The following is a 19,300-nucleotide window of genomic DNA, read 5'->3' as shown; positions in this document are numbered from 1 at the left end:
GGTGCGGACGCCAGAACGATCGGAGACCGATGCCGGCGAATCCGTCAGAGCCCGAGGGTCAAGGTCCCGCCGAGCCCGGCATCCGCGCGCTCGGGGGACTACGGCTGGACGAACTGCTGCACGAGGTCCAGGACCGGCTCGACGAGATCGTCAAGACCCGCGACCGGCTGCAGGGCCTCCTCGACGCGGTGCTCGCAGTGGCGACCGGCCTCGACCTGGACTCGACGTTGCAGCGCATCGTCCAGGCCGCCGTGGATCTCGTGGACGCCCGCTACGGGGCGCTCGGCGTGCTCTCCGACGACGGTGGCCTGTCCGAGTTCGTCCATGTGGGCATCGACGACGAGACCCGCGCCTCGATGGGCCACCTGCCCGAGGGGCGTGGGCTGCTCGGGCTGCTGATCGAGGATCCGAAACCGGTGCGCCTGGACGACCTGTCCCAGCACCCCGCGTCGACGGGTTTCCCGCGCAACCACCCGCCTATGAAGACGTTCCTGGGCGCGCCGATCCGGGTGCGCGACCGGGTGTTCGGCAACGTCTACCTCACCGAGAAACGCGGCGGCGAGGTGTTCACCTCGGCCGACGAGGTGGTGCTGCAGGCATTGGCCGCGGCCGCCGGGGTGGCCGTGGACAACGCGCGGCTGTTCCAGAAGTCCCGGATGCGCGAGCGCTGGCTCGGCGCGGTCGCGGAGATCAACGGCGAGCTGCTCGGCGGCGCCTCGGTGGCCGCGACGCTGCGCCTCATCGCCGAGCGGGCACGAGAGCTGGCCGGCGCCGAGGACGCCTTCATGCTGCTGCCGGGCGAGGAGGGCAGCGACCTCATCTCGGTGAGCGTCGCCGCGGGCGAACGGGGAGCCGGGCTCATGGGGCTCACTGTCGACGGCGCCGGCGACTCGCCGATTGCGGGGATACTCCGCTCCGGTGAGCCCCTGCTGCTGCCGGATCTCGCTGTCGCACTCGACGAGCCCCGGGTGACCTCCGGCGGGTTCGGCCCGGCCGCGGCCGTTCCGGTGTGCAGCGCCTCCGGCACCGGCGGGGTCGTGGTCGTCGCTCGGTCCAAGGGCGCGCCGGTGTTCCGCACCGACCAGCTGCCGATGCTGACCTCGCTCGCCGACCAGGCGGCGGTCGCCCTGGAGTTCGCCGACAAGCAACGCAACCAGCGGCTGCTGGACGTGCTCGCCGACCGCGACCGTATCGCCCAGGACCTGCACGACCACGTGATCCAGCGGCTGTTCGCCACCGGCATGAGCTTGCAGGGCACACTGCGCAGGATCACCGACGAGCACGCCCGGGAACGCGTCCAGCACTCGGTGGAACAGCTCGACCGCACCGTGCGCGAGATCCGCACGTCGATCTTCGACCTGCACACCACCGGCACCGAGCGCCCGTCCAGCCTGCGCAGGCGGCTGCTCGACATCGCCGCCGAGCTGACCACCGACACCACCGTCTCGCCCGCGATGCGCATTTCCGGGGCGGTCGACACGTTCGTGCCGCCTCAGGTCGGCGAGCACGCCGAGGCCGTGCTCCGCGAGGGGTTGAGCAACGCGCTGCGGCACTCGGGCGCCGACGAGATCACCGTGTCGGTCGACGTGACCGCGGACGAGCTGACCATCGAGGTGACCGACAACGGGACGGGCATTCCGCCCGGCGTTCGGCGCAGCGGCCTGGACAACCTCCTGCAGCGGGCCCGCCAGTGCCGCGGGTCGATGGAGATCAGCGACCGGACCGGCGGTGGCACCGCGGTGCGGTGGCACGCGCTGATCCGCTGAGCCTCACTTCTCGGGCGGTTGCTGGCCCGCCCGGCGCAATTCCGTGGCGAGCACCGCGGCCTGCGTCCTGCGCTGCATGCCCAGCTTGCCCAGCAACCGGGACACGTAGTTCTTCACCGTCTTCTCGGCGAGGAAGAGCCGCTGCGCGATCTCGCGGTTGGTGAGGCCCTCACCGATGAGGTCGAACACCGCGCGTTCCTGCTCCGACAACGCGGCCACGGGATCGGCTTCGGCTCGCTCCCGCCGGATCCGGCTCATGAGCGCGGCCGTGGTGCGGCTGTCCAGCAGCGAGCCGCCCGACCCCACCGTGCGGACGGCCGAGATGAGGTCCGAGCCCAGCACCTGCTTGAGCACGAAACCCGACGCTCCCGCCATGATCGCGTTGAACAGGGCCTCGTCGTCGGCGTACGAGGTGAGCATCAGGCAACGCAGGCCGTCCACTCGGGACGACAGCTCCCGGCACAGCTCGACGCCGTTGCCGTCGGGCAGCCGCACGTCGAGCACCGCCACATCGGCCCCGGCGGCAGGAACCCGCGCCAATGCCTCGCTGACCGACGCGGCCTCGCCGACGATCTCCATGTCCGGCTCACCCTCGAGGAGGTCCGCGAGGCCCCGGCGCACGATCTCGTGGTCGTCGACCAGGAACACACGGATGGGCACCTCATCACGGTAGCCGTCGGTGCCGGCTCGCGCACGACATCCGACGGGAGCGGGCCCCGCGGGCCGGAAGTCCCTCCGGGAAGGGACTTCCGCACGGCGCCCCGGCTCCGTCCGGAGAGGATCGTGGTCACCATGAGAGCAGTGTCCGAGTGGTCGGTGGGGGAGACCGATGTGCTGGCCCGCGCCGTCGTTCGGGCGCCCTCCGTCGGCAACACACAGCCGTGGGCGCTGCGGTTGCCCGGCGGCGAGGCCCTGCTGTACGCGGTCGCCGGGCGGGGACCGGGGGACGGGGCGTCCGCGCCCGACGTCGCCATCTCGTGCGGCGCGGCCGTCGCGAACGTCGAGCTGGGTATGCGCGTGCTCGGCCGGGACACGGAGATCCACCTGCTTCCCGACCACACCGAGCCGGATCTGCTCGCACGCGTGCGTGCCCGTGGGCCGCGGGTGCCGAGCGAGGTGGACCTGCACCGCTTCTCGGCCATCGCGCGCCGCTGCAGTTACCGGTATCCGTTCCTGTCCCAGCCGGTGTCCGATTGCGATCGCAAGGACCTGGCCACGGCGGCCGCGTACGACGGCGTGCAGGGCCTGCTCGTCGCCGGCGAGGAGCAGGCCGGCGTGCTCGCCGAGGTGCAGGCCTGCGCTGCGTCCTACGCGCAGGCGACGCCGGACGACCACGGCGAGGTCCCCTTGTGGACCTCCGGTGGCGAATGGCCGCACCCGCGGGCGGGCGACGTCGCGCGCCTCGGGACACTCGGGTCGTCGCTGCCGTGGGCGGGTCTGGTCCGGCCGGGCACGACGGTGCCGGATCCCCAGCGGCTGCGGGAGCGGTTGAGCGCCGAGACCCTGCTCGTGTTCGCAGCACCCGAGGACACCAGGATCGACCACCTGCGCACCGGCATCGCGATGGAGCACGCGTGGCTGGCCGCGGTGGACATGGGACTCGCGGCGGCCGTGCAGACCCGGCCGCTGCACCGGCCGCGTGTCCGGCAGGTGCTGGTGGACAGGCTCGGCATCACCGGAGTCCCGCAGCTGCTCATGCGCGTGGGCCATCCGGCGGGTTACGTGCCCTGGGGTGCCTACCGCATGCCGTGCCCCCTGCGGAGCTAAGGCCTGCGGCCGAACGGCGTGCGCCTGCGCCTGGCCGCGAACACGGCCGCCTCCGTGCGGCGTTCGAACCCCAGCTTGTGCAGCAACGACGACACGTAGTTCTTGACCGTCTTCTCCGCGAGGGTGAGCTCCTCGGCGATCTGCCGGTTGGTCAGTCCCCTTGCCACCAGGTCGAGCACGCGCCGTTCCTGCGGGCTGAGAGCGGCATAGCGCGGATCCGGTTCCCGGTCGGCGCGCAGCCGGGCCAGCATCTGCTCGGTCAGGTGCGGGTCGAGCAGCGACCCCCCGCCGGCGACCGTGCGCACCGCCGACACCAGTGACGTGCCGGAGACCTGCTTGAGCAGGTACCCGGCCGCCCCCGCCATCACGGCGCCGAACAGGGCGTCGTCGTCGGAGTAGGACGTGAGCATCAGGCATGCCGGTGGCGGGTCGAGGGCGGCCCGGACGTCGCGGCACACCGACACACCCTCGCCGTCGGGCAGGCGCACATCCAGGATGGCCACGTCGGGGCGCACCCGGGGTACCCGCGCGAGCGCCTCGGCGGCCGTGCCGGCCTCACCGGTGACATGGATGTCGGGCTCGGTCTCCAGCACGGTGCGCAGCCCCGCGCGCACGACCTCGTGGTCGTCAAGCAGGAAGACGGAGATCATGGGCTGTCCTCCTCATCGCGAGGCAGGTGAATGGCCCACGTCAGCGTGGTACCACCGCCGGGAGTCTCGCGCAGGGACAGCCGTCCGTCCCAGCGGGCGGCCCGGCGGGCGAGGGCGTCGAGCCCGCCCCGGTGGCGCGGCCGGGGCGGCATGCCGGCACCGTCGTCGGCCACGGTGAGGGTGAGCGTGGTGCCGGTGCGGTCGACCGCCACGTCGGCCGACACCGAGCGAGCCCGAGCGTGCCGGGTGATGTTGGACAGTGCCTCCCGCAACGCGGCCGTGACGTCCGGCCGCACCACGTCCGGGACCGCCGTGTCCAGCGGGCCGTCGAAACCCACACGCGGGTGGAACCCGAGCGCCGGTGCCGCCTCGAGTGCGAGACCGAGCAGGTGGCCGCGCAGGCTGCCGGGTGCCTCGCTCGGCTCCTGCAGCGAGAAGATGCTGTCGCGAATGTCGCGAATGGTCTGATCCAGATTGGCGACGAACGTGCCGACCTGGGCGGCGACGCGGGGCTCGCCGGTGCTCTTGCCGAGCGCCTCGAGCCCGAGCCCGATGGCGAACAGCCGCTGGATCACGAGGTCGTGCAGGTCGTGGGCGATGCGCTCACGGTCCTCGAACACCGCGATGCGCTCGCGGTCCTCGGCCGCCCGCACGAACTCCAGCGCCAGTGCGGCGTGCGTGGCGAAGCCCTGCACGAACTCCATCTCGTCGTCGGAGAACGGCACCGTGTCGTCGACCTTCGCCACCACGAGCACACCCAGCGTGGTGTCCCCGACGGTGAGCGGAACGGCGAGCGCGGAATCCAGGTGGGCGACGAACGGGGGCAGGCGGGTGCCGAAGCCCTGCTGGTACTCCGCCGCGAGGCGCCCGTAGCCGCGGACCGACACCGGCTTGCCGGTGCTGAACGCCTCGCCGGTCGCTGTGCCCTCGGCCGCCACCCACAGGCCGGAGAGGTCACCGGCGACGAGGTCACCGGTGTCGATGGCGTCGAACCGCAGTCGGGACGCGTCGCCCGGTACCGGGCGTGCGATGGCCGCCACCGACGCGCCGGACACCGTGCGGGCACGCTCGGCGATGAGTGGCAGCGCGTCGGCCGGGTTCCCGCCGCTCAACAGCGTGCTGGTCACCTCGTGGGAGGCCTCGAGCCAGCGTTGCCGCAGCCGGGTGCGTTCGTACAGCGACGCGTTGTGGATGGCCAGGCCCGCCGAGGCGGCGAGCGCGCACACGAGGTCCTGGTCGTACTGGGTGAACTCACCGCCGCGCTTGTCGGTGAGGTACAGGTTGCCGAACACCGCGTCCCGGACACGGATGGGCACGCCGAGGAAGGACCGCATCGGCGGGTGCTGCGGCGGGAATCCCGTCGCGGCGGGGTGCTCCCGCAGGTCGGCGAGCCGCAGCGGGTGCGGGTGGGTAATGAGCTGGCCCAGCACGCCCCCGCCGGTGGGCAGGGGCCCGATGCGTTCGCGTGTGCCGGCATCCATACCCACGGTGATGAATTCGCTGAGCTGCCCGTCCTCGCCGATGACGCCGAGCGCGCCGTACTCGGCGTCGACGAGATCCCGTGCCGCGCGGACGATCCGCTGCAGCACGTCCTGGAGTCGGAGATCCTGAGCGACGCTCACCACTGCCTCGAGCAGGCGGCGGTCGCTGCGGTACGTCACCACGCCCCCAAGGTCGGCGCTGTTGCTGTCGCAGTCTAGGTGCGTTCCGTTCCGGCGGGAACTACTTGCGCCGGCGCCCGGACACCACCTCGATCGGAATGCACAGGTAGCGGTCGTCGCCGACCGACCGCCACGACATCGCGGGCAGCGATTCGGGAACCCCCTCCGCCCCCTGCAACCGGGCTCGGCCGAGCACCGTGACGAACCAGCCCGACTCCCGGTCGGCGGCGAAGTCGTCGACCTCGAACGCCACGACGGCGTCGCCCGCGGCATGGAAGAGTGCGCTGACCTCCGGTGCGCAGCAGAGCACCTCCTCGCCGTGACTGATGTAGCGCACCGGCTGCACGGCCGGCAGCCCACGATGCGTGAAGATCACCCGTCCGACGTCCAGCCCGGCGAGCAGCTCCAGGCATTGATCGCGACGGAGTACCTCGAATCCGAAGGAGTCCAGCATCCGACGCCTTTCCGCGTGGTCGGGGTCTCGCGCATTCTCGAGAGTCCCTGCCCCACCGTCGGCCCTGTTCGGGCATGCGCATAGGGCCGTTGGTCCTGCCGCTTCGCCCGGCCGATCAGCGGGGAAGCCGGCGCCAGAGCGGACGCGGGAGCAGCCGCAGCGCGCCGAACGCGAGCCGCAGGATCGGTGGCACCCACACGGTGTGCCTGCCGCGCCGCAGCGCGGCCACCGTCGCGTCCGCGACCTGGCCGGGGGTGCTCGAGAACGGAGCGGGCGACATGCCGTCGGTCATCCGCCCGACGACGAATCCGGGCCGTACCAGAAGCAGGTGGACGCCGCTGCCCGCCAGGGCGTCGGCCAGTCCGCTCGCGAAGCCGTCGAGGCCGGCCTTCGCCGAACCGTAGACGTAGTTCGCCCGGCGCACCCGCACTCCGGCCACCGACGAGAACACGACCAGGTTGCCGCTGCCCTGCGCGCGTAGCAGATTCGCCAGATGCGTGAGCACGCTGACGTGGGCGGTGTAGTCGGTATGGACGATGGCCAGCGCGTGCGCGGCGTCGCGCTCGGCACGCTGCTGGTCGCCGAGGATGCCGAAGGCCGTCACCACGACGTCGACCGGGCCGTGCGCGGTCATGATCTCGCCGAGCACGTCCGGGTGCCGGTCGATGTCGTCGGCGTCGAACTCGACCCGCGCCACCGTCGTCGCCCCGGCCTCCCGCAGCGCGGCCTCCTCGGCGTCGAGGTCGTGACTGCGCCGGGCGGCCAGCACGAAGTCCCGTGAGCCCTGCCGGGCGAGGCGGGTGGCCACCGCGAGGCCGATCTCACTGCGTCCGCCGAGGACGACAACCGTTCCGCTCATGGGCGCCAGTCTGCTAGACGCCCTGGGGCACCGTGCACAGGACTTGCGCGAGCCCGGTCTGGTCGGGCCGCGCCGCCGCATGGGACGACACGACCTTGCCGTCGATGACGATGCGGCAGCGCACCGGGATACCGCGCGGCTCCCTGCTCGCGGCGAGCACCTTGATGCCGAGGTAGCCCTTGCTGCCGGCGGGTTCGACGAAGGCGTGGTCGAAGGTATGGCCGCCCAGGGCCACGTCGGTGCCGGTCCTGCCGCGGATCACGCGCATCAGCGTGTCCGGCGGTCCGGAGACGACGATGCGGATGTGGTGCGGCTGCTCGGCGCGGGACGCAGCGGCGGCCGCCGGACGGGCACGCGGCGGCTCGATGGCCGTACTCGCCACGCCGGTGGCCAGGATCATCGCGGCGACGAGCGCGGTGAGCACTGCGCGCAGCACGGGCGCGCTCCCTCCTCACGGACGGGGGCAGGTTCTGCGGATTGTCGCATCCGTGCCCGCAGGACTACCCAGCGCATCACGGAACCCACGTCAGCGTGACGATGTCGGTGTCCGGCACCGGCCGCGACCGCAGCGCCTCGGCGACCTCGCCGGCGCGTTCGCGGGGCAGGCACAGCCGCCGCCGGGTGACTTCGACGAGGGCGGCGAAGTCGGGATGACCGGCCGAGGCGGACCGCTCGCGTCGCCACCGGCGCACGGCCGGCGTGATCCCGAGCTCGCCCAGCACGGCCAGCGCGTCCTCGGCGGCGGGCCCGTCGGGCCGGTCGAGACCATGGAAGTGGCGCCAGAGGTCGGCCAGCGCCGTCAGCGGATGACGTGCCGCCAGCTCCACCACCACGAGCCGGCGGGCGGCTACCGTGAGCGCCCGGACGAACGGCGCCGGGTCGGGCACGTTGTAGAGCACGTGGTGGCACACCACGACATCGGCAGGCCCGGCCTCGGCCGCGGCCTCCGGCCACGTGCCCTCGACGGTGCGGGCGGTGACGCGCAGTTCACGCGCCCGTGCGCGGAACCCCGCGAGGAGCGTGGCGTCGTGGTCGACGGCGGTGATCGTGGTGCACCGGGCCGCCAGCGGCAGGCTCGCCGCCCCCGCGCCGGCCCCGACGTCGAGCACCGAGCCCGGCTTCTCGAGCGCCTGCCACGCGGCGGGGAACGACGCGCCCTCGGGGTGGCCGGCGAGCATGTCGGCGCGCCGCGTGAACAGGTGCCGCGGCAGCACCCACGGCGAGTCCTCGGCGGTGGCCAGGATCGATTCCGGGATCCGCCAGGCCTCCAGCTGGGCCTGCCAGCGTCGCGTCGCGCTCACGAGCACTCCCCACCCCGGATGTCTACGATCACCGTATGTCCGATCGGCTGTACTTCCGCCAACTGCTCGCGGGCCGCGACTTCGCCGTCGGCGACCCGGTCGCCACCCAGATGCGCAACTTCGCCTACCTCATCGGCGACCGGGAGACCCGGGAGGCCGTCGTCGTCGACCCTGCCTACGCCGTCGGGGATCTGCTCGACGCTCTGGCGGCGGACGACATGCGGCTGGCGGGTGTGCTCGTCACCCACCACCACCCCGACCACGTCGGCGGCGACCTGATGGGCATCGCGCTGCCCGGGCTCATCGAGTTGCTCGCCCGCGAGCAGGTGCCGGTGCACGTCAGCTCCGCCGAGTCGGATTGGGTCCGGCGCACCACGGGCGTGTCCGGGACCGACCTCGTCGCGCACGACCACGACGACCAGGTGGACGTCGGCGCGATCGGCGTCCGTCTGCTGCACACGCCCGGCCACACGCCCGGCAGCCAGTGCTTCCTCGTCGACGGCCGGCTCGTCGCCGGGGACACGCTGTTTCTCGAGGGCTGCGGCCGCACCGACTTCCCCGGCGGCGACGCCGACGCGATGTACCGCAGTCTGCGCTGGCTGGCCGACCTGCCCGGCGACCCGGTGGTCTACCCGGGACACCTGTACTCGGCCGAACCGTCGGCGCCGCTGTCGGCCGTGAAGCGGGACAACGTCGTGTTCCGGGCCAGCTCGCTCGAACAGTGGCGGGCGATGTTCGGCTGACCGGTCAGCGCAGGCCGAGCCGGCGTTCGATGGTGATCTCCAGAACGACGCGCTTCGGGTTGACCCGGGGCGTGCGGTAGCGCCGCGCGTAGCGCTCTTCGGCCTCCCGCACCGAGTCCGGGTCGTCCCGCACCACGGCGCGGCCCTCCAGTGTGGACCACCGGCGGCCGTCCACCTGGCTCACCGCCACCGGCGCGCCGGACTCACCGGCCCGCCGGACGTTGCGGGCCTTCACGCTGTCCCCCGAGCAGATCACCCGGGCGAGGGTGAAGTCCTCGTCCACGGTCACGCCGACCGGCACGACGTGCGGGGTGCCGTCCGCCCGCAGCGTCGTGAGGGTGCACAGGTGACGTTCGCGCCAGAACTCGGTCAGCTCGTCGCTCGGCATGCCGGACACCCTAGCCACGCCCGGCACCGACTCCGGCCGCCGTGCCGGCCGTCTGCGCGAACGGCGGACACGGCGCGACGGTCAGTGCAGCGTGCGCGAGAGGGCGAGGGCCGCGGTGCGCACCGCGGGGGCGACGCGGTCCAGCCGCATCCGGTTGGTCCAGCCCGACAGCGAGATCGCCCCGCGGGCGGAGCCGTCCGAGCCGAGCAGCGGGGCGGCCGCGCACACGACTCCGATGCCGGACTCCTCGCGGTCATAGGCGACACCCTCCTCGGCGATCCGCGTCAGCTGCCTGCGCAGGATGCCCGGCGCGGTGACCGTGCGCCTGCTGACCCGCGCCAGACCGCCGCCGATCACACCGTCCACGACGGACTCCGGCGAGAAGGCCAGGATCGCCTTGCCCACCGCAGTGGCGTGCGCCGGGAACCGGCCGCCGACCCGGGACGGCAGAGCGGGAGCGTCGGGCCCGCGCAGAATGTCGAGGTAGACGACCTCGGTGCCCTCCAGCACCGCGAGGTGCACGGTGTTGCGGGTGGCCTCGCGCAGGTCGGCGAGATGCGGTCGCGCCGCGTCCACCAGACCGCGCTGCTGCACGGCCAGTTGCCCGACCTCGAACAGCTTGAGCGCCAGCCGCACAGCGCCGCGATCGTCGCGCTCCAGCAGCCCGTGCGCGACGAGGTGTCCGGCCAGCCGGTGGACGCTCGACTTGGGCAGGCCGGTCCGGCGCGCGAGCTGGGACACGCCCAGCGCCTCGTCACCGGGCCGGAACGCCGTGAGCAGGGCCGTGAGCCGGGCGGCGGTCGACGCGTCGTCGTTCCGGTGAGCGGGACACATTCGTTGATAATGCCCCACGCGGTGGCGCAGCGTCATGGCATGAGCGAAGCCCGAGCGGTGGCCGCGATCGTCGGCCCCGGAAACATCGGCACGGACCTGCTCGCCAAGCTGCGCCGCAGCGAGCTGATCGACGTGCGCTACATGGTCGGCGTCGACCCGGCCTCGGAGGGCCTGGCGCGCGCCGAGGCACTGGGGGTGCGCACGTCCGCGGAGGGCGTCGACTGGCTGCTCGCGCAGGACGACAAACCCGATCTCGTGTTCGAGGCGACGTCGGCGAAAGCGCACCTCGCAGGCGCGCCGCGCTACGCCGAAGCCGGGATCCAGGCGATCGACCTCACCCCGGCGGCGGTCGGTCCGTTCACCTGCCCGGTGGTGAACCTGCCCGAGCACCTCGACACGCCCAACCTCAACATGATCACCTGCGGCGGGCAGGCGACGATCCCGATCGTGCACGCGGTGAGCCGGGTGACCCCGGTGCCGTACGCGGAGATCGTCGCCTCGGTGTCCTCCCGCTCGGCGGGCCCGGGCACCCGCGCGAACATCGACGAGTTCACCCAGACGACGGCGCGCGGCCTCGAGGTGGTCGGCGGCGCCGAGCGGGGCAAGGCGATCATCATCATCAACCCGATGGAGCCGCCGATGATCATGCGGGACACCGTGTTCTGCGCGATCGACCCGGCCGCCGACCGGGATGCCGTCACGGAGTCCATCCACCGGATGGTCCGAAGTGTACAGTCCTATGTGCCCGGATATGCGCTCAAGGCGGAACCCCAGTTCGACGAGCCGAGGCCGGAGTGGAACGGGTGCGCCCGGGTGGCCGTGTTCCTCGAGGTCGCCGGTAACGGCGACTACCTCCCCGCCTATGCCGGCAACCTCGACATCATGACCGCGGCCGCCGCGAAGGTGGGCGAGTTGCTCGCCGGGCGGATCGTGGAGCGGAAGGTGGTGCGCGCATGAGCGGGGAGGTCCGGCTGGTGGACACAACGCTGCGCGACGGCAGTCACGCCATGGCCCACCAGTTCACCGAGCAGAACGTGCGCGACACCGTCCGGGCGCTCGACGCGGCGGGCATCTCGCTGATCGAGGTGACCCACGGCGACGGGCTCGGGGGTTCGACGTTCAACTACGGGTTCTCCCTCGTCGACGAGCGCACGCTGATCAAGGCCGCGGTCGAGGAGGCGAAACAGGCCACCATCGCGGTCCTGCTGCTGCCCGGTCTGGGCACCGTGAGCGACATGAAGGCCGCCGCCGATCTCGGCGCGGGGGCGGTGCGCATCGCCACCCACTGCACCGAGGCCGACGTCTCCATCCAGCACTTCACCGAGGCACGCAAGCTCGGCCTGGAAACCGTCGGTTTCCTGATGCTGGCGCACATGTCGGATCCCGAGAACCTCGCCAAGCAGGCGCGCATCATGGTCGACGCCGGATGCCAGTGCGTGTACGTCGTCGACTCGGCGGGGGCGCTGATCCTCGAGGACGCCTCCGACCGTGTCGCCGCGCTCGTCGCGGAGGTCGGCGGCGAGGCCCAGGTCGGGTACCACGGCCACCAGAACCTCAGCTTCGGCGTCGCCAACTCGGTGCTGGCCTACCGGGCGGGTGCTCGCCAGATCGACGGTTCGCTGATGGCGCTCGGCGCGGGCGCGGGCAATTCCCCGACCGAGGTGCTCGCGGCCGCCTTCGAACGGCTCGGCATCGAGACCGGAGTGGACAAGGACATCCTGATGGACGCCGCGGAGAACGTGGTGCGGCCCTACATCACGCGGCTGCCCGTGATGGACCGGTCGTCGATCGTGCAGGGCTTCGCCGGGGTCTACTCCAGTTTCCTGCTGCATGCCGAGCGGGCCGCCGAGCGCTACGGTGTCCCGGCGCACGAGATCCTCTACCGGGTGGGGGAGAAGCGCTACGTCGGCGGTCAGGAGGACATGATCATCGACATCGCCCTGCAACTGGTCGCGGAGCGGGAGAAGGAAGGCGCGGCCGGCTGACGGCGGGGTCAGGAATGGAGCGCGTCGACACCCAGCACGAGCCGGACGCAGTGGGCGATGAGCCGCTCGCGGCTCACCTGAAGCGTGCCGCCGAGGTAGGCGGTGAACAGGTTGGCGAGGCCGCCGACGAGGGCGGTCGCGGTCATGGCGCGGTCGTCCTCGTCGACCTTGTCCGACAGCTGGTCGCGGACGAGTTCGGCGAACATGGGGATCCGCTCGACGCCGCGCCGGCTCAATGCCGGATCGGCGAACGGGGCGAGCAGCAGCACGCGGCCCTTGCGCGGGTCGTCGATGATGAGCTCGACGAAGGCCGTCACCGCGGCCTCGGCCCGGGCCCGGCGCTCGCGGGGAGCGGTGGACACGGCGTCCACCAGCGCCTGATGCGCCTCGGTGACCACGTTCTCGTACACGGCGATGATGAGCTCGTCGCGGTCGGCGAAGTTCTCGTAGAAGTAGCGCTCGGTGAGCTTGCACTGCCGGCACACCGCCCGCACGCTCACCGAGCTGCTCCCGCCCGAACCCAGCAGGTCCAGGCCGGCCTCCAGCAACTGGCGTCGGCGCGCGGCCTTGCGGTCGGACAGCGTGGTGCCCGCCCACGTGCGCCCCTCGACAGGCATGTCGGATCCCCTGATTGACTACGAACGTTGTCAATCGTAGCCTGACAACGGCCGTAGTCACTTTGGGGTGTTGACGATGACACAGGTGGAGCCGCTCGGTCCCGACTCGTTGACGTGGCGCATCTTCGGCGACTGGCGCGGACTGCTCATCGCGCTCTGGGCGGGATCCATGCAGAACATGCACCCGGAGCTCGGCGCGGGCGTCGAGGAGCACTCCAGGTTCTTCGACGAACGCTGGGAGCGTCTGTTCCGCTCGCTCTACCCGATCGGCGGCGTGGTCTACGACGGCCCGAGGGCCCGCGAGACGGCCCTGGAGGTCCGCGGCTACCACACCACGATCAAGGGCGTCGATACGTCCGGCCGCCGCTACCACGCGCTCAACCCGCACACCTTCTACTGGGCGCACGCCACCTTCTTCGTCAGCACGCTGCTGATCGCGAAGCACTTCATGGGCGGGCTCACCGAGGAGGAGAAGCGCCGGCTCTTCGACGAGCACGTGCGCTGGTACCGCCTGTACGACATGTCCATGCGGCCGGTCCCCGCGACGTGGGAGGAGTTCCAGCGCTACTGGGACCACATGTGCCGGGACGTGCTGGAGGACAACAAGGCGACCCGCGACGTGCTGGACCTCTCCCGCATCGGCAAGCCGCCGTTCCTGCGTTTCCTGCCCGACGCGGTGTGGGCGCTGCTGCGCCGCCCGCTGCACCGGGGTTTCGTGTGGCTCACCGTCGGCATGTACGACCAGCCGGTCCGCGACCGGCTCGGCTACCGCTGGACGGCGCGCGACGCGCGGCTGCACCGGTTCGCCGGCCGCGTGCTCAACGCCGCGTTCAGTCTGGTGCCGTGGGAACGGCGTTACCATCCGAGGGCCAGGGCGGGCTGGCGGCGAGCGCTGGGCAAGGATCCGGTGGACGCCCCGCCCGTCGAGACGCCGCCGCGGAACCTGCCGCCCGCCGACGAGCTCGACTCGCCGACGCACTACGTTCCCGCCGCGCTGCGGACGATGCCGTCCGGCAGCACGCAGAGGTCGAAGGAGACTGCGACGTGAAACTCGGTTACCACATCGGGTATTGGTCCTCCGGCCCGCCCGCCGGCGCGCTGGACGCCATCCGGACGGCGGAGGAGCTCGGGTTCGACTCGGTGTGGACAGCCGAAGGGTACGGTTCGGACGCCCTGACGCCGCTCGCGTGGTGGGGCGCCGCCACGTCCCGGGTCACACTGGGCACCAACATCGTCCAGATGTCGGCCCGTACGCCCACCGCCACCGCCATGGCGGCGCTGACCTTGGACCACCTCAGCGGCGGCCGGTTCGTGCTCGGCCTCGGCGCCTCCGGACCACAGGTGGTCGAGGGCTGGTACGGCCAGCCCTACCCGAAGCCGCTCGCCCGCACCCGCGAGTACGTCGACATCATCCGCAAGGTCGTGGCGCGGGACGCGCCCGTGACCCATGACGGGGCGTTCTACCAGTTGCCGGTGCAGGGCGGCACCGGTCTCGGCAAGCCCCTCAAGCCGACCGTGCACCCCCTGCGCCGGCACATTCCCATCTACCTCGCCGCGGAGGGGCCGAAGAACGTGGCACTCTCGGCCGAGATCTGCGACGGCTGGCTGCCGCTGTTCTTCTCGCCGAAGAGCGACGGGTTCTACCGGGCCGCCCTCGAGGAGGGCTTCGCCCGCAGGTCCGGACGTCCGGCCGAGTTCGAGGTGGCGGCGTCGGTGCGGGTGATCGTCCACGACGACGTCGAGCAGGCGGCGGACCTCATCCGGCCGTCGCTGGCTCTCTACATCGGCGGCATGGGCGCCAAGAACATGAACTTCCATCACGACGTCTTCGCGCGCATGGGCTATGCGGACGTCGCCGACAAGGTCCAGGACCTCTATCTGGCCGGCCGCAAGGACGAGGCCACTGCCGCCATCCCGACGCAACTGGTGGAGGACACCTCCCTCATCGGCCCGCCGGAGAAGATCCGAGACGAGCTCGCGGCGTGGGAGGAGACCGTGGTGACCACGCTGCTCGTCCGCGGCGACGCCGCGACGTTGCGCAAGGTCGCCGACGCGCTCTCCTGACGGCGGGTCGCCTCGGGCGGATGCCGGTGGGGGTGACACGATTCCCCCACCCGCATCATCCGAGGAGGGCCATGTCGGCGCTGGGGACGAGGACACGTCTCGGTTACTCGCTCGGGTCGTTCGTCACCGGTGCGTTCGGCACGGTGCCCGGCCTGCTGTTGCTGCCGTATCTGACCGACACGATGGCCGTCCCCGCCGCCGCGGCGGGTGCCATCGTGCTGTTGCCGAAGGCGTGGGACGTGCTGTTCAACCCGGTCGCCGGGCGCATCTCCGACAGCGCGCTCGCCCGGCACGGCAGCAGGCGGCGGTTCCTGCTGCTGGGTGGTCTGGTGCTCGCGGTGTGCTTCGCGGGCCTGTTCGCCCATCCAGGACTGGGGTCGGTGGGTGCCGACGCGGCCTACGTCGTGGTCGTGTTCTTCCTGTGCGCCACGGCTTTCGCGTTCTTCCAGGTGCCGTTCAACGCGCTGCCCGCCGAGCTCACCGAGGGATACCACGAACGCACGCGCCTCACATCGTGGCGGATCTCCGTGCTGGCACTGGCGATTCTCGTCTCGGGGGCCGTGGCTCCCGCGATCGCGAACGCGCTGGGCGGCGTGGCCGGATACCGGATGATGGGCCTGTTCGTCGGGGCGCTCATCGCGGTCGGCACCGTGTGCGTCTACGTCGGCATCCGCGGCGCCCCGGTCGGCCGGTTGCGGCAGCCGACGCCGACCTGGCGGGCGCTGCTGCGGACCATGCGTGAGTGGCGGTCGTTCCGCTGGCTGCTGGCCGTCTACTTCGTCCAGGCGCTCGGCGCCGCGACGTTGCTGGCCGGGGTCGGGTACGTGGCCCGCTACGTCCTCGGCGACCCGGGTCTGCAATCGCTGCTCTTCGCCGGGTTCGTCGGCCCCGCGCTGCTCGTGATGCCGGTGTGGGACCGGCTCGGCCGGACCGGTGGCAAGCTCGCCGGATTCCGTGTCGCCTCGGCGGTGTTCGCCGTCGCACTCGCCGGGCTCGCTTTCGCCCAGGCACTGCCGCTGGCGGTGGTGTTCGTGCTCGTCGCGCTCGCCGGCGTCGGCTACGCCGGTATCCAGGTGTTCCCGCTGGCGATCCTGCCCGACCTGATCACGGCGGAGGAGGAGCGCACCGGCGCCACGCGAGCGGGGGTCACCGCGGGAGTGTGGACGGCGGCCGAGACGCTCGGCCTCGCGCTGGGCCCGGGACTGTTCGGTCTCGTGCTCTCCGCGGGCGGATACGTGTCCAGTTCGGACTCGTCGGCCACGCAACCCGACAGTGCCGTCACGGCCATCACGCTCGGCTTCTCGGCGTTGCCCGCCGTGCTCATCGCGCTGGCCATCCCCCTGCTTCGGCGCAGCGTCCTCGACACCGGACGGCCCGCGGACGCGGCGCCCGCCGCCCGATGACCGCCGGGACACCGGCGGACGCCGTCCTCGCCGAACTGGCCGCGCTGCGCGAGGCGGACCTGCCCACACAGGGTGGCCGCACACTCGCCTACGTCTACGACAGCGGACTGCCCGATGTGGACACCCTGGCCGCCCGCGCCCACGCGCTGGCCGCGTCGGCCAACGGGCTCGACCCCACCGCGTTCCCCAGCCTGCTGCGGATGGAGAACGACCTCGTCGGCGCAGCCGCGCGCCTGCTCGGCGGGGACGCCGGCACGGCCGGGTCGGTCACCTCCGGCGGGACGGAATCCTGCCTGCTGGCCGTGCTCGCCGCGCGCGAGGGGCGCCGGGAGATCGCCGAACCGTCCATGGTGGTTCCGACCACCGCGCACGCGGCGTTCCGTAAGGCCGCACATCTGTTCGGCGTGCGCGCGGTGGACGTACCGGTCGATCCGGTGACGTTCCGGGCCGACCCGCGGGCCATGGCGGAGGCCATCGACGACACCACCGTGCTGGTGGTGGCGGGCGCGCCGTCGTACGCGCACGGCGTCGTCGACCCGGTGCCCGAGATCGCAGTGGCCGCCGCCGAGCGGGGCGTGCGGCTGCACGTCGACGCGTGCATCGGCGGCTGGGTGCTGCCCTACCTGAGGCGGGCCGGTGCGGACGTACCCGCGTTCGATTTCACCGTCGCGGGGGTCACGAGCATCTCGGTGGACCTGCACAAGTACGCGTACTGTCCGAAGGGCGTGTCGGTGCTGCTGCACGCCGGCCCGGACCTGCGCCGTGGCCAGTACTTCGCGAGCGCCGACTGGCCCGGCTACCCGATGCTCAACACCACGCTGCAGTCCACGCGCTCCGGCGGTCCGCTCGCGGCGGCGTGGGCGGTGCTGCGGCACATCGGGGACGACGGCTACGCCCGCCTCGCCCTCGACGCGCGCGCCGCCACCGCGTGGATCCGCGACGGCGTGGAGGTGATCGACGGCCTGCGGGTGCTCGGCGAGCCGCAGTCGACCCTGCTGGCGGTGGCGCTCGACGGCGAGCCCGGGTTCGACCTGTTCACCGTCGCCGACGAGATGGCCGAGCGCGGGTGGTACGTCCAGCCGCAGTTCGCCCACGGTGACTCGCCCGCCAACCTGCACCTGACGATCACTGCCGCCAACCGCGGGAACGAACCGGCGCTGCTGGCCGCCCTCGAGGCCGCCGTCGCCGCCGCCCGCGACGCCGGGCCCGTCGAGGTGGACGCCGGCGTCGAGGCGCTGCTCGCCGCTCTCGACCCGGACAGGCTGACAGCGGAGGAGTTCGCCGGCCTGCTCGCCGCGGCGCGCCTCGCCGGCGACGGTGGGCTGCCGTCCCGGATGGCGGAGATCAACGCCCTCCTCGCCGTGGCACCGGCGCGGCTGCGTGAGCGCCTGCTGCTGGAGTTCCTCGGCCTGCTGTACCGGCCCTCGGCAGGCGCGTGACGCGCCCGGTGTGCCCGGCCCGAGTGCCGGGGACCAGCGTGGTGGCGTCACCGATCGATGATCGCTAGGGGAGTTCGTCGGGTCGTGCGGGTACGTCCAGGGCCTCGCGCTCGGCGGCACTGCCCGCGTCGTCGCACGGGTCGGTGTGCCAGGTGCCGAAGGGATCGGGATAGCGCGCCCACGCCTCGCGCCCGTCCGCGAGTTCCCGGTCGGTCAGCAACGCGTGTCGCAGCGCCTGCTCCAGCTCGGCCGGGTCGGCTCGGTGGGTCAGGATGACGAGCTCCTGCGCGCGGTCGCCCCACACCGGGTGCCAGCGCAGCGCGGCCACCGTCCGGCGTTCCGCCGAGACGTCCTCCCACGCGGGCCCGTGCGGCGAGGCCAGCCACGGCCCGGCGTGCCGGATGCCGAGTCCGCCACCCGCCGACTCGATCCAGAACATCTCGTCCGGTCTGCTCGCCACCCACGCCCGGCCTCGCGTGCGCACGACCCCGTCGAGCAGCACGTCGATGGCCTCGTGCAGCCGCAGCGGGTGGAACGGGCGCTGCGCCTCGAACGTCAGCAGCTCCACGCCGCAGTCCGGCTGCAGCGGCGGCTCGCCCTGGACCAGCCAGCCGTGCGGGTCGCGGGGCAGCCCATGCGGCGAGTCCGGTGGCGCGGCGGCACGGACGGACTCGGCGTCCACGCCGGACAGCTCGAGCAGCGCAGCCGACGGGGCGAGCCGTTCCAGGACGGCGCCGGTCCTGGCGGCCGTCCAGGCGTCCGGGGCCGTGCCCGCCAGCACGACCACGTCGGCGAACTCCACCTGGGCCACGGCGAGCTGGGCGAGCGTGCGGTCGTCGTCCGGGCCGCCGTGCAGGCCGTGTTCGCGCAGGGAGTCGTCGCCGGTGGCGGCGGCGAACCAGGTCGACTGGTCGAGCGCGGTCACGACGGCCTCGATCTCCATGTCGTCGAGCACGGGCACGTCGTCCACGACGCCGTTGTGCAGCTCCCGGCACACCCGCTCGGGTGCCATCGCCGCGTCCAGGCGGACCACGATGCGCCGCACCTCGGGCTGCCGGGCGAGCCCGCGGAGCAGCGGCAGCAGGTCTTCCCGCAGCGTGCACGAGACGCAGCCGTGGGCGAGCTGGAGCGTGGCCAGGTGCTCGCACGCACCCAGCCTGATGTGGCGGCGCACCACGCCGTCGTCGATGCGGCGCAGGTCGTGGTGGACGTAGGCGGTCGCGCGGTCGGTGCCGCACAGCCGGTCGGCGACCAGCCGCACCGGAACGTCGGCCAGGCCGCCGACCAGGACGAGGGGTACACGCTGCGAATCGGTCACGACCGAATCCTAGATGAAAACGATTATCAATACTATCCGGACCGCGACCGC

The 19,300-nt window shown here is 72.4% G+C and carries 20 protein-coding genes; 9 read left to right on the top strand and 11 right to left on the bottom strand.

Annotation, left to right across the window (positions count from 1 at the left end):
* Positions 1 to 29 precede the first annotated feature (29 nt).
* Positions 30 to 1,766 carry a sensor histidine kinase gene (locus ACFSZT_RS19555; protein ID WP_377391119.1) on the top strand — a complete coding sequence of 579 codons (1,737 nt, stop codon included), beginning with the start codon at positions 30 to 32 and terminating at the stop codon, positions 1,764 to 1,766.
* Positions 1,767 to 1,769: 3 nt separating this feature from the next.
* Here ACFSZT_RS19555 and ACFSZT_RS19550 read toward each other — a convergent pair whose 3' ends face one another.
* On the bottom strand, positions 1,770 to 2,426 hold the full coding sequence (locus ACFSZT_RS19550; protein WP_377391116.1) for a response regulator: 657 nt from the start codon (positions 2,424 to 2,426) through the stop codon (positions 1,770 to 1,772).
* Positions 2,427 to 2,558: 132 nt separating this feature from the next.
* On the opposite strand from ACFSZT_RS19550, the gene ACFSZT_RS19545 reads away from it, so the two are divergent.
* Positions 2,559 to 3,533, top strand: coding sequence for a nitroreductase family protein (locus ACFSZT_RS19545; protein WP_377391113.1), 975 nt, complete (start codon positions 2,559 to 2,561; stop codon positions 3,531 to 3,533).
* Here ACFSZT_RS19545 and ACFSZT_RS19540 read toward each other — a convergent pair.
* The 6 genes from ACFSZT_RS19540 to ACFSZT_RS19515 form a co-directional block, all read right to left on the bottom strand.
* Complete coding sequence (locus tag ACFSZT_RS19540) at positions 3,530 to 4,183, bottom strand: response regulator (protein WP_377391111.1); 654 nt, start codon at positions 4,181 to 4,183, stop codon at positions 3,530 to 3,532. The two genes, ACFSZT_RS19545 and ACFSZT_RS19540, sit on opposite strands and share 4 nt — an antisense overlap.
* On the bottom strand, positions 4,180 to 5,847 hold the full coding sequence (locus tag ACFSZT_RS19535; protein ID WP_377391108.1) for a GAF domain-containing sensor histidine kinase: 1,668 nt from the start codon (positions 5,845 to 5,847) through the stop codon (positions 4,180 to 4,182). The genes ACFSZT_RS19540 and ACFSZT_RS19535 overlap by 4 nt, the downstream gene beginning before the upstream one ends.
* Positions 5,848 to 5,905: 58 nt before the next feature.
* Complete coding sequence (locus tag ACFSZT_RS19530; protein ID WP_377391106.1) at positions 5,906 to 6,298, bottom strand: pyridoxamine 5'-phosphate oxidase family protein; 393 nt, start codon at positions 6,296 to 6,298, stop codon at positions 5,906 to 5,908.
* A gap of 115 nt (positions 6,299 to 6,413) precedes the next feature.
* Complete coding sequence (locus ACFSZT_RS19525) at positions 6,414 to 7,157, bottom strand: SDR family NAD(P)-dependent oxidoreductase (protein ID WP_377391103.1); 744 nt, start codon at positions 7,155 to 7,157, stop codon at positions 6,414 to 6,416.
* 13 nt (positions 7,158 to 7,170) lie between these two features.
* Positions 7,171 to 7,593, bottom strand: coding sequence for a hypothetical protein (locus ACFSZT_RS19520; protein WP_377391101.1), 423 nt, complete (start codon positions 7,591 to 7,593; stop codon positions 7,171 to 7,173).
* A gap of 76 nt (positions 7,594 to 7,669) precedes the next feature.
* Positions 7,670 to 8,458, bottom strand: a complete 789-nt coding sequence (locus tag ACFSZT_RS19515) for a class I SAM-dependent methyltransferase (protein ID WP_377391098.1) — start codon at positions 8,456 to 8,458, stop codon at positions 7,670 to 7,672.
* A 35-nt stretch (positions 8,459 to 8,493) separates the two neighbouring features.
* On the opposite strand from ACFSZT_RS19515, the gene ACFSZT_RS19510 reads away from it, so the two are divergent.
* Positions 8,494 to 9,201, top strand: a complete 708-nt coding sequence (locus ACFSZT_RS19510) for an MBL fold metallo-hydrolase (RefSeq protein ID WP_377391095.1) — start codon at positions 8,494 to 8,496, stop codon at positions 9,199 to 9,201.
* 4 nt (positions 9,202 to 9,205) lie between these two features.
* Here the strand turns inward: ACFSZT_RS19510 and ACFSZT_RS19505 are convergent, their stop codons facing one another.
* Positions 9,206 to 9,589, bottom strand: coding sequence for a PPOX class F420-dependent oxidoreductase (locus ACFSZT_RS19505; RefSeq protein ID WP_377391093.1), 384 nt, complete (start codon positions 9,587 to 9,589; stop codon positions 9,206 to 9,208).
* Between the two features lie 81 nt (positions 9,590 to 9,670).
* A complete protein-coding gene (locus tag ACFSZT_RS19500; RefSeq protein ID WP_377391090.1) occupies positions 9,671 to 10,423 on the bottom strand; it encodes an IclR family transcriptional regulator in 753 nt (250 codons plus the stop codon).
* 39 nt (positions 10,424 to 10,462) lie between these two features.
* On the opposite strand from ACFSZT_RS19500, the gene ACFSZT_RS19495 reads away from it, so the two are divergent.
* Together ACFSZT_RS19495 and dmpG are read left to right on the top strand one after the other, a co-directional pair.
* On the top strand, positions 10,463 to 11,380 hold the full coding sequence (locus ACFSZT_RS19495; protein WP_377391088.1) for an acetaldehyde dehydrogenase (acetylating): 918 nt from the start codon (positions 10,463 to 10,465) through the stop codon (positions 11,378 to 11,380).
* Positions 11,377 to 12,408, top strand: a complete 1,032-nt coding sequence (gene dmpG, locus ACFSZT_RS19490; protein WP_377391086.1) for a 4-hydroxy-2-oxovalerate aldolase — start codon at positions 11,377 to 11,379, stop codon at positions 12,406 to 12,408. Before ACFSZT_RS19495 ends, dmpG begins: the two co-directional genes overlap by 4 nt.
* Positions 12,409 to 12,416: 8 nt before the next feature.
* Here dmpG and ACFSZT_RS19485 read toward each other — a convergent pair whose 3' ends face one another.
* A complete protein-coding gene (locus ACFSZT_RS19485) occupies positions 12,417 to 13,025 on the bottom strand; it encodes a TetR/AcrR family transcriptional regulator (RefSeq protein WP_377391084.1) in 609 nt (202 codons plus the stop codon).
* A 76-nt stretch (positions 13,026 to 13,101) separates the two neighbouring features.
* On the opposite strand from ACFSZT_RS19485, the gene ACFSZT_RS19480 reads away from it, so the two are divergent.
* From ACFSZT_RS19480 to ACFSZT_RS19465, 4 genes are all read left to right on the top strand, one after another.
* Positions 13,102 to 14,073: an oxygenase MpaB family protein gene (locus ACFSZT_RS19480; RefSeq protein ID WP_377391082.1), complete on the top strand. Its 972-nt coding sequence runs from the start codon at positions 13,102 to 13,104 to the stop codon at positions 14,071 to 14,073.
* Positions 14,070 to 15,089, top strand: a complete 1,020-nt coding sequence (locus ACFSZT_RS19475; protein ID WP_377391080.1) for an LLM class F420-dependent oxidoreductase — start codon at positions 14,070 to 14,072, stop codon at positions 15,087 to 15,089. Before ACFSZT_RS19480 ends, ACFSZT_RS19475 begins: the two co-directional genes overlap by 4 nt.
* 71 nt (positions 15,090 to 15,160) lie before the next feature.
* The gene (locus ACFSZT_RS19470) at positions 15,161 to 16,492 is read left to right on the top strand and encodes an MFS transporter (RefSeq protein ID WP_377391078.1); all 1,332 of its coding nucleotides are present in this window, start codon (positions 15,161 to 15,163) and stop codon (positions 16,490 to 16,492) included.
* A complete protein-coding gene (locus ACFSZT_RS19465) occupies positions 16,489 to 17,931 on the top strand; it encodes a pyridoxal phosphate-dependent decarboxylase family protein (RefSeq protein WP_377391076.1) in 1,443 nt (480 codons plus the stop codon). The genes ACFSZT_RS19470 and ACFSZT_RS19465 overlap by 4 nt, the downstream gene beginning before the upstream one ends.
* A 64-nt stretch (positions 17,932 to 17,995) precedes the next feature.
* Here the strand turns inward: ACFSZT_RS19465 and mrf are convergent, their stop codons facing one another.
* On the bottom strand, positions 17,996 to 19,249 hold the full coding sequence (mrf, locus tag ACFSZT_RS19460; RefSeq protein ID WP_377391074.1) for a ribosome hibernation factor-recruiting GTPase MRF: 1,254 nt from the start codon (positions 19,247 to 19,249) through the stop codon (positions 17,996 to 17,998).
* Positions 19,250 to 19,300: the final 51 nt, after the last annotated feature.

Source organism: Prauserella oleivorans (genome assembly GCF_042685745.1).
In the GTDB taxonomy this organism is placed as follows: domain Bacteria; phylum Actinomycetota; class Actinomycetes; order Mycobacteriales; family Pseudonocardiaceae; genus Prauserella_A; species Prauserella_A oleivorans.
Note: the sequence above shows the minus strand (reverse complement) of the source record. Positions and strands in the feature narration are given on the sequence as shown.

Bases quoted from the DNA above. Each gene is read 5' to 3' on its own strand.
- ACFSZT_RS19540 (WP_377391111.1), bottom strand. From the start codon at position 4,183: ATGATCTCCGTCTTCCTGCTTGACGACCACGAGGTCGTGCGCGCGGGG.
- ACFSZT_RS19530 (WP_377391106.1), bottom strand. From the start codon at position 6,298: ATGCTGGACTCCTTCGGATTCGAGGTACTCCGTCGCGATCAATGCCTG.
- ACFSZT_RS19545 (WP_377391113.1), top strand. From the start codon at position 2,559: ATGAGAGCAGTGTCCGAGTGGTCGGTGGGGGAGACCGATGTGCTGGCC.
- ACFSZT_RS19485 (WP_377391084.1), bottom strand. From the start codon at position 13,025: ATGCCTGTCGAGGGGCGCACGTGGGCGGGCACCACGCTGTCCGACCGC.
- ACFSZT_RS19470 (WP_377391078.1), top strand. From the start codon at position 15,161: ATGTCGGCGCTGGGGACGAGGACACGTCTCGGTTACTCGCTCGGGTCG.
- dmpG (WP_377391086.1), top strand. From the start codon at position 11,377: ATGAGCGGGGAGGTCCGGCTGGTGGACACAACGCTGCGCGACGGCAGT.
- ACFSZT_RS19505 (WP_377391093.1), bottom strand. From the start codon at position 9,589: ATGCCGAGCGACGAGCTGACCGAGTTCTGGCGCGAACGTCACCTGTGC.
- ACFSZT_RS19510 (WP_377391095.1), top strand. From the start codon at position 8,494: ATGTCCGATCGGCTGTACTTCCGCCAACTGCTCGCGGGCCGCGACTTC.
- ACFSZT_RS19555 (WP_377391119.1), top strand. From the start codon at position 30: ATGCCGGCGAATCCGTCAGAGCCCGAGGGTCAAGGTCCCGCCGAGCCC.
- ACFSZT_RS19525 (WP_377391103.1), bottom strand. From the start codon at position 7,157: ATGAGCGGAACGGTTGTCGTCCTCGGCGGACGCAGTGAGATCGGCCTC.
- ACFSZT_RS19480 (WP_377391082.1), top strand. From the start codon at position 13,102: ATGACACAGGTGGAGCCGCTCGGTCCCGACTCGTTGACGTGGCGCATC.
- ACFSZT_RS19465 (WP_377391076.1), top strand. From the start codon at position 16,489: ATGACCGCCGGGACACCGGCGGACGCCGTCCTCGCCGAACTGGCCGCG.
- ACFSZT_RS19500 (WP_377391090.1), bottom strand. From the start codon at position 10,423: ATGTGTCCCGCTCACCGGAACGACGACGCGTCGACCGCCGCCCGGCTC.
- ACFSZT_RS19495 (WP_377391088.1), top strand. From the start codon at position 10,463: ATGAGCGAAGCCCGAGCGGTGGCCGCGATCGTCGGCCCCGGAAACATC.